The organism is Microbacterium umsixpiens (assembly GCF_053543675.1).
The window spans coordinates 6,642-13,687 of record NZ_JBLVOH010000127.1; the positions used below are offsets into that span (position 1 = coordinate 6,642).

Consider the following 7,046-nt stretch of genomic DNA (forward strand, 5'->3'; position numbering starts at 1 on the left):
GGTAGGGCGCGATGCGCCGCGCCTCATCACCGTCGAGGAGGGTGACATCCAGCCCCCACTCCTGCTCGAGACCGACCTTGCGTTCGAGCACCGCGACCTGCTCGGCCGTCTCGGCGAGCATGAAGCCGCCGCGCTGCACGACGCCGACCGATTCGCCCAGCTCCTCTCCCAGCCGCGTCCAGGCCTCGGCGGCGTCCAGATGCAGGGGCATGGCTGCGGCGGCGGTGCGCGCCGACTCCCACCCGTTCTCGACCATCCGATACTCGAGCTGGAAGTGCAGGCTGCCGGCGTTCTGGCCGGAGGCGTGCTGGTTCAACTGGTCTTTCTCCAGCAGCAGTACGGAGGCGCCCTCGCGTGCCAGCATCCAGGTCAGTGCCCCGCCGAGCAGGCCACCGCCGATGACGACCGCGTCGTACCGCATGCTCACGACAACGGCACGGTCGCGATGCCGAGCCCCTCCAGCGTGGTGCGGACACGGTCCACCTGCTCGGTCGAGAGTTCGAGCAGGGGGCGGCGGACGAAACCGGCCGGAACGCCCTGCAACCGAAGGGCGGTCTTCATGATCGCCTGCTGGTTTCCGAACTGCGCGCCGTAGTCCGGCCCGAACCAGCTGGTCATGACCACGCGATCACGAGCGCCGAGTTCGATCGCCCGCGCCCGATCCCCCGCGGCGAGCGCATCCCAGAAGCCGGGGTGGTCGTTGCCGAGCGGGGCTCCGGAGCCCATGAGACCGTCTCCGTGACCGAGCGTCGCGAGGTCGGCTCCGAGCGCGTTCGTCGGGACGCCGAAGTAGCGCACGCGATCCTCCACGAGATACATGGCGTCGAGGAAAGCCCGGAAGTCGCCGGTGGAGTTCTTGATCGCCACGACGTTCTCGATGTCGGCCAGTTCGCTCAGGAGGTCCGGGCTCAGGTCGACGATGCAGCCGCGCGGCCAGTTGTACACGGTGACGGGGAGCGATGTGCCGTCGGAGACCTCCTGGTAGAAGGCCACGATCTCCTCGCGGGTGGGCACCATGTAGGGCGGCGGCGTCACGAGGATGCCGTCGAGCCCGGCCTCCTCCGCCGCGTGCGCGTGCCGGATCGCCTCGGCCGCCGTGAACGCGTTGCAGCCGCCGATCACGCGCATGTCCGCGCGGAACCGGCCGCCGAGTGCGAACAGCTCTGCCCGTTCGGCCTCGGTCATGCTGAACCACTCGCCGGAGGTGCCGGCGAGGATGACGCCGTGCATCCCCTGCGCGGCCAGCCACTGCATCTGTCCCTCGAACGCGACGGGATCCAGCTCCCCCTCGCGCGTGAACGGGGTGGTGATCGCGGGAATGTACCCGTGCCAGTCGACGGTGTTGCGGTCCATCTGTCTCTCCTTGCTCCGACTCGTCCGACTCACTCGACCGGCATGTCCTGGGCGTGGTGGTGCACGATCCGCCATCCGTCCGCGTCTCGGCGCACCACATCCGTGACGCGCACGACCTCGACCAGCGGCTCGCCCGCCGCAGGGCGCACCTCGAGCACGTACCGGATCACCCCGGTGTCACCGAAGTCGCTCGTGACGATGCCGGTCGGCACGACGCTCGGCAGGTTCCGCCGGCGCTCTTCGGGGTCGGCGGCGGGCCCCCGCAGCTCGTCGAGTTCGGTGATGCCGTGCATGAGCGTCGGCCAGGGCGTCTCCCACACCGTCACGTCGTCGGCGAGGCGCGCATCGAACGCGGCACGGTCGGCGAGGTCCTGGTACAGGTCGACGATGAAGTGCTCGAGTTCGGCGGTGGCGGTCATGCGTGTTCCTTCGTCAGATCCTGCAGCAGACGCTCGCGCAGCGGCGCGAGCCCCATCGGTCCGAGCGCGAGGGCCCGGGTGTGGAAGTCGAGTGTGGATGCGGTGCTCGCCGTGCGCGCCTCGGCCCAGAGCTTCGCGCCGACCTTGAACGCCAGGGCCTGCCCCGGCCAGCCGAGGTAGCGGTCCACCTCGAACCGTGCGGTCACGGGATCGACGAGGCCGTAGTGCACCAGGAAGTCGCGGGCGATCGCCGGCGTCCACTCCGTCTGGTCGGTGACTTCGTTGCGCCGCAGCGGCCGGCCGGTGTGCAGACCGATGTCGGCGACGATGCGCACCGTGCGCCACAGCTGTCCGAGCAGCATCCCCAGCCGTTCCGGGGCATCGCGCAGCAGACCCAGCTCGTCCGACAGCGCCTCCGAGTAATGCGCCCAGCCCTCGGCATACCCGTGGATCTCGCACAGGTAGCGCTGCCAGGGGTGCAGGGACGCATTGGCCCGGTTCACCGCATGCTCGAGGTGGTGCCCGGGGACGCCCTCATGGTGGAGACTCGTGAGTTCCTGCCAGGTCGGCACCGACGTCGCTCCGGCGGGGATCGTCCAGACGATCTTGCTGCGCGCCGAGCCGTCGGGCGCTCCGGGCGTGTAGTAGACGACGCCCTTCGCGGCCCGCGGAACGACGATGTCGACATCGCGCACATCCGCGGGCAGCGCGAAGGCCGTGCCGTCGACCCGATCCAGGGTCCAGTCCAGGCGATCGCGCAGCCAGCCGACGACGTCGTCCGCATCGACGCGGTGCCCCGGGTCCTGCGCGAGCGTGCGTGCAGCGACCGAGACGTCTGCCGGCGCGCCGGTGCCGAGGATCTCTCCCGCGACACCGCGCGCCTGCCGCCACAGTCGATCGAGTTCGTGCCAGCCGTAGTCGTACACCTCGTCGAGGTCGAGCTCGGTGCCGAGGAAGCTCTGCGCGGTCGCGCGATAGACGCTCTCACCGACGGCATCCTGCCGTGGCGCATGGGGCAGCAGTTCGTCGCGCAGCATCCGCTCGAACCCCGCCATCGCGTCGGTCGCCGCGAGTGCCGCACGATCCAGGGCGATGCGGCGGGAGGCGGACAGGTCTGTCGCGCGGAGGGATCGGAAGTAGTCGACTCCGTCGGGGTCGATCCAGCCCGCGATCTGATCCGCGACCTCACGCACCTGCCGTTCCGCGGCGATGCCGGTGCCGATGAATTCGCCGCGCTCCCCCGCCGCGCGCGCCCACTTCAGGCGGTCGTCGAGCTGGGTCAGCGCCCGGGGCACCCCCGACAGGCGGGTGATGATCTCGTCGCCGGCGGCGTCATCCGTGACGGTGACGTCGTCGAACGCCTCGCGCACCAGATGCACCGGTGTCGCCAGCGGTGCGAGCAGCCGCGCCGTGAAGCCGGTGTCGAACAGGGCGATGTCGCTGTCCATGCGCTCCCGAAGAGCGGCGTGCAGCGCTGCATCCTCCGTCGTCGGTTCGACGGTCGCCAGCGCGTCGCGCGTGCGCACGGCGAGCGCGCGGCGTTCGACCGCCCACTCGGCGCTGAGATCGGGCAGTCGATCCTGCGCGGTGACGCCCAGCGCCTGCGCGGCGGCCGGCTCGTGGTCAGCGAGTGTCGCGACGTACTCGTCGGCGATGCGCACGGTCGAGGTGCCCGAGGTCGGGGTGTTCACCGTCCGGCCCGGTCGTCCCGCAGCACGGCGCCGCCCTGCATGACCCAGTCGATTCCGCGCAGCGCAGCCACATCCGCTGTCGGATCCGCGTCCGTGGCGATGAAGTCCGCCCTCGCACCGACCTCGACGACGCCGAGGTCGTCAGCTCCGAGCAGCTCCGCCGCGTACGAGGTGGCCGAGCGCATGACGTCCAGCGAGGTCATGCCCGCGTCGACCATGAACTCCATCTCGCGCACCGTCGCGGTCGTGCCGTCGAAGTCCGCGGCGGGCGGCATGTCGGTGCCCATGGCGATGCGCACCCCGCTCGCGATCGCGTTCTCGAGGCTCTCCCAGTGACGCGGGCCCGCACCGAGCGCGCGCTCCTTCATCCAGGTGGGCACGCCCTGCGCGTCGAAGAACTCCTCGCACCGGCTGACCGTGATGGTCGGCACGTACCAGACGCCGCGCTCGCTCATCAGATCGGTGACCTCACGGGTCAGCTCGTAGCCGTGCTCGACGCAGTCCAGGCCGAGCTCGATGGCACGCCGCAGCGTCTCGGACGGCCCGACGTGCGCGGTGACCTTGCGGCCCCAGTCATGCGCGGTCTGGATGACGGCGGCCATCTCGTCGTCGGTCAGCTGCGGGGTGTCGATCTGCTCGTGCTCCCCCGCGATCCCGCCCGAGATGCAGACCTTGATCAGGTCGGCGCCGTGACGGATCTGCAGGCGCGTCAGCCGACGCAGGTCGTCGGCGCCGTCGCCCTCCAGTGCGTCGGACTCCCACCCGTGCCCACCGGTGCAGCACAGTGCGTGTCCGGCGGTGTACAGCCGTGGGCCCGCGATGATCCCGGCGTCGATGCCGCGGCGCAGGGCGAAGTCGAGGTAGCGGCTCTCGCCGACCAGCCGCGCGGTGGTGACGCCGGCATGCAGGGTGCGTCGGGCGCTGTCGGCCATCACCAGCAGCAGGTCGGGGTCGCCCTTGGAGGCAATCTCCGCCCCGGCCGTCCCGGGCAGCGCGAGCCCCAGGTGCACGTGCATGTTGATCAGCCCCGGGCTGAGGATCCGGCCGGCCAGGTCGATGACCCGTGCGTCGCCGGCATCGAGGGTGCCGGTGGCGCCGAGCCCCGCGATCACTCCGTCGGCGTCGACGAGGATGTCGAGCCCGTCCCGCAGGTGCTCGGAGCGCCCGTCGAAGATGCGGGCTCCGGTGAGGAGGACGCGGCGGTCCTCGGCGATGGTGATCATGCTTCTCCTCCCGTGGCGGGGGCCGCGACGGCCTCCGCGAGGTCTTCTTCTCTGCCCGGCAGCCGCTTCGTCGGGCCGATCTCCGGGATGGCATCGATGAGGCGCTGCGTGTAGGGGTGCTCTGCGTGCTGCCACAGCTGTTCGCTGGGCCCGCGCTCGATGATCTCACCCGCGTACATCACGGCCGTCTCGTCGGCGATGGCCCGCACCAGCGACAGGTCGTGCGAGATGAACAGCATCGCCATGCCGAGTTCGCGGACGAGGCCCTGCAGCAGCTCGACGATCTGCGCCGACGAGAAGGCATCGAGGGCCGTGACCGGCTCGTCGGCGACGATCACGCTGGGCTGGGCGGCGAGCGCACGGGCGATCGCGAGCCGTTGCCGTTGACCACCCGAGAACTGGGTGGGGTAGCGAGAGGCGGCCGACTCGTCGAGTCCGACCAGTCGCAGCAGTCGCGAGACCTCGGCAGCACGGGCGGATCGCTCCAGCGCATCGGGAGCGCCATCCAGCAGCTGCGCTCCGATCGAGCGACGGGGACTCAGCGAGGCGTACGGGTTCTGGAACACCATCTGCAACCCGCGGTCGCGGCTCGGGCGGCGGCGCATCGTGAGCGGATGCAGCGGCTCTCCGTCGAAGCGCACCGTGCCGGAGGTCGGACGGTCGATCCCCACGGCGACCCGGGCGAGCGATGACTTTCCGCATCCCGACTCCCCCACGAGTCCGACGATCCGGCCGCGTTCGACGGTCAGCGAGACGCCCTTCACCGCGTGCACGGGCGGGGCGCCGCGCCGGCGGTGCGTGACGACGACGTCGTCGATCTCCAACGCGCTCATCGTGCGCCTCCTCGGTGGGTGCGCTGCGCGGCCAGCGACTGCGCCCTGGATGCGATCAGCGCGCGGGTGTACTCGTGCGACGGCGTGTTGAGGATCTCGTTCGTCGGACCGTGCTCGACGACGGTGCCGTCCTTGAAGATGTAGGTCCGGTCGGCGATCGCGCTCATCACCCCGAGGTCGTGCGTGATGAACAGCATCGACACCCCCGTCTCGCGCGCCAGACGGTCGAACAGGCGGAGGATGCCGGCCTGCACTGTGACGTCGAGCGCGGTGGTGGGCTCGTCGGCGATCAGCAGGCGGGGCTCGCACGCGAGCGCGATCGCGATGGCCGCACGCTGCCGCATGCCTCCGGAGAACTGGTGCGGATACGCCGTGATCGCCTGGTGCGGGTCGCGGATGCGCACGAGATCGAGCAGCTCGATCGCTCGCGCCTGCGCCTGCTTCTGGCTCACACCGGTGTGGTGGATGAGGTGCTCGGTGATCTGCGTGCCGATCCGCAGCAGCGGGTGCAGTGCGGCGGTCGGATCCTGGAACACGATGGAGATGCGATTGCCGCGCACCTCGTTGAGCTCCCGGGTGCTGAGGGTCAGCAGATCACGCCCCTCGAACAGGACCCGGCCGGAGGCGGTCGCGCCCTCGGGAAGGATGCCCATGACCGCCGAGGCCGTCATGCTCTTTCCCGAGCCGCTCTCGCCGGCGAGGCCGACGACCTCACCCTGTCCGATCCGGATGCTCGTGTCGTGCACGAGCTCGATCTCGCCCTCCGGCGTCGGCATGACGACGGAGAGGTCCTCGATCGAGAGCAGCGTCGCGTCGCTCATCGCTTCCTCGCATTTCGTGAGCGCGGATCCAGGTAGTCCTGAACGGCGTCTCCCAGCAGGTTGAAGGCCATCACGATCGTGAGGATCGCGAGGCCGGGGAACAGGCTGATCCACCAGTTCCCGAGATTCTGCGAGCCGAGGGCGATCATCGCGCCCCATTCCGCAGCCGGGGGCCGGGGGCCGAGGCCCAGGAACGACAGCGCGGCGAGCATGAGGATGGCGTTGCCGAGCTCGATCGTCGCCATCACGAGCGCCGGGCCGGCGCTGTTGGGGATGACGTCCTTGACGATGGACTTCAGGGTCGTCGACCCGAGCAGTCGTCCGGAGAAGACGTATTCCTGCTCGCGCACGCTGAGCACCGAGCTGCGGATGATCCGCGCGTACAGCGGCCAGGAGACGATCACGAGCGCGAGCACGGCGTTTCCGACGCTCGGCCCGAAGGCCGCGGCGACCGCCATGGCGAGGATGATCTGCGGGAACGCGAGCACGAGGTCGGCCACGCGCATCAGCACGTTGTCCGCCGCCTTGCCGAAGTACCCGGCCGCGAGGCCGACGGTCCCGCCGACGAGCAGCGAGAACACGACGATCGCGAGGGCGAGGGGCAGCGAGAGCTGGGCACCGTAGATCACTCGGCTCAGCACGTCGCGACCGAGGTCGTCCGTCCCCATCCAGTGCGCGGCCGACGGTGCGTCCAGGAACGGCCCGC

8 protein-coding genes are annotated in these 7,046 nt (G+C 70.4%); all 8 read right to left on the minus strand.

Annotation, left to right across the window (positions count from 1 at the left end; genetic code table 11):
- A partial coding sequence (locus tag ACNPM4_RS12615; RefSeq protein ID WP_448985925.1) for an NAD(P)/FAD-dependent oxidoreductase occupies positions 1–421 on the minus strand: 421 nt, incomplete at its 3' end.
- A gap of 2 nt (positions 422–423) precedes the next feature.
- On the minus strand, positions 424–1,353 hold the full coding sequence (locus ACNPM4_RS12620; RefSeq protein WP_105710433.1) for a dihydrodipicolinate synthase family protein: 930 nt from the start codon (positions 1,351–1,353) through the stop codon (positions 424–426).
- A 29-nt stretch (positions 1,354–1,382) separates the two neighbouring features.
- Positions 1,383–1,772: a nuclear transport factor 2 family protein gene (locus tag ACNPM4_RS12625; protein WP_448985917.1), complete on the minus strand. Its 390-nt coding sequence runs from the start codon at positions 1,770–1,772 to the stop codon at positions 1,383–1,385.
- Positions 1,769–3,463 carry a DUF885 domain-containing protein gene (locus ACNPM4_RS12630; protein ID WP_051662237.1) on the minus strand — a complete coding sequence of 565 codons (1,695 nt, stop codon included), beginning with the start codon at positions 3,461–3,463 and terminating at the stop codon, positions 1,769–1,771. Before ACNPM4_RS12630 ends, ACNPM4_RS12625 begins: the two co-directional genes overlap by 4 nt.
- Positions 3,460–4,686 (minus strand): amidohydrolase family protein, encoded by a 1,227-nt coding sequence (locus ACNPM4_RS12635; RefSeq protein ID WP_448985918.1) that lies wholly within the window; start codon positions 4,684–4,686, stop codon positions 3,460–3,462. The genes ACNPM4_RS12630 and ACNPM4_RS12635 overlap by 4 nt, the downstream gene beginning before the upstream one ends.
- Positions 4,683–5,519 (minus strand): ABC transporter ATP-binding protein, encoded by an 837-nt coding sequence (locus ACNPM4_RS12640; RefSeq protein WP_448985919.1) that lies wholly within the window; start codon positions 5,517–5,519, stop codon positions 4,683–4,685. Before ACNPM4_RS12640 ends, ACNPM4_RS12635 begins: the two co-directional genes overlap by 4 nt.
- Entirely contained in the window at positions 5,516–6,340 is an 825-nt protein-coding gene (locus ACNPM4_RS12645; RefSeq protein ID WP_448985920.1) for an ABC transporter ATP-binding protein, read from the minus strand. The genes ACNPM4_RS12640 and ACNPM4_RS12645 overlap by 4 nt, the downstream gene beginning before the upstream one ends.
- The coding region (locus ACNPM4_RS12650) for an ABC transporter permease (protein WP_448985921.1) at positions 6,337–7,046 on the minus strand (710 nt) is incomplete at its 5' end. The genes ACNPM4_RS12650 and ACNPM4_RS12645, both read right to left, overlap by 4 nt.

What these genes read in the sequence shown, in the direction of transcription:
- ACNPM4_RS12640 (WP_448985919.1), bottom strand. Translation starts at nt 5,519, where the DNA reads ATGAGCGCGTTGGAGATCGACGACGTCGTCGTCACGCACCGCCGGCGC.
- ACNPM4_RS12625 (WP_448985917.1), bottom strand. Translation starts at nt 1,772, where the DNA reads ATGACCGCCACCGCCGAACTCGAGCACTTCATCGTCGACCTGTACCAG.
- ACNPM4_RS12620 (WP_105710433.1), bottom strand. Translation starts at nt 1,353, where the DNA reads ATGGACCGCAACACCGTCGACTGGCACGGGTACATTCCCGCGATCACC.
- ACNPM4_RS12635 (WP_448985918.1), bottom strand. Translation starts at nt 4,686, where the DNA reads ATGATCACCATCGCCGAGGACCGCCGCGTCCTCCTCACCGGAGCCCGC.
- ACNPM4_RS12645 (WP_448985920.1), bottom strand. Translation starts at nt 6,340, where the DNA reads ATGAGCGACGCGACGCTGCTCTCGATCGAGGACCTCTCCGTCGTCATG.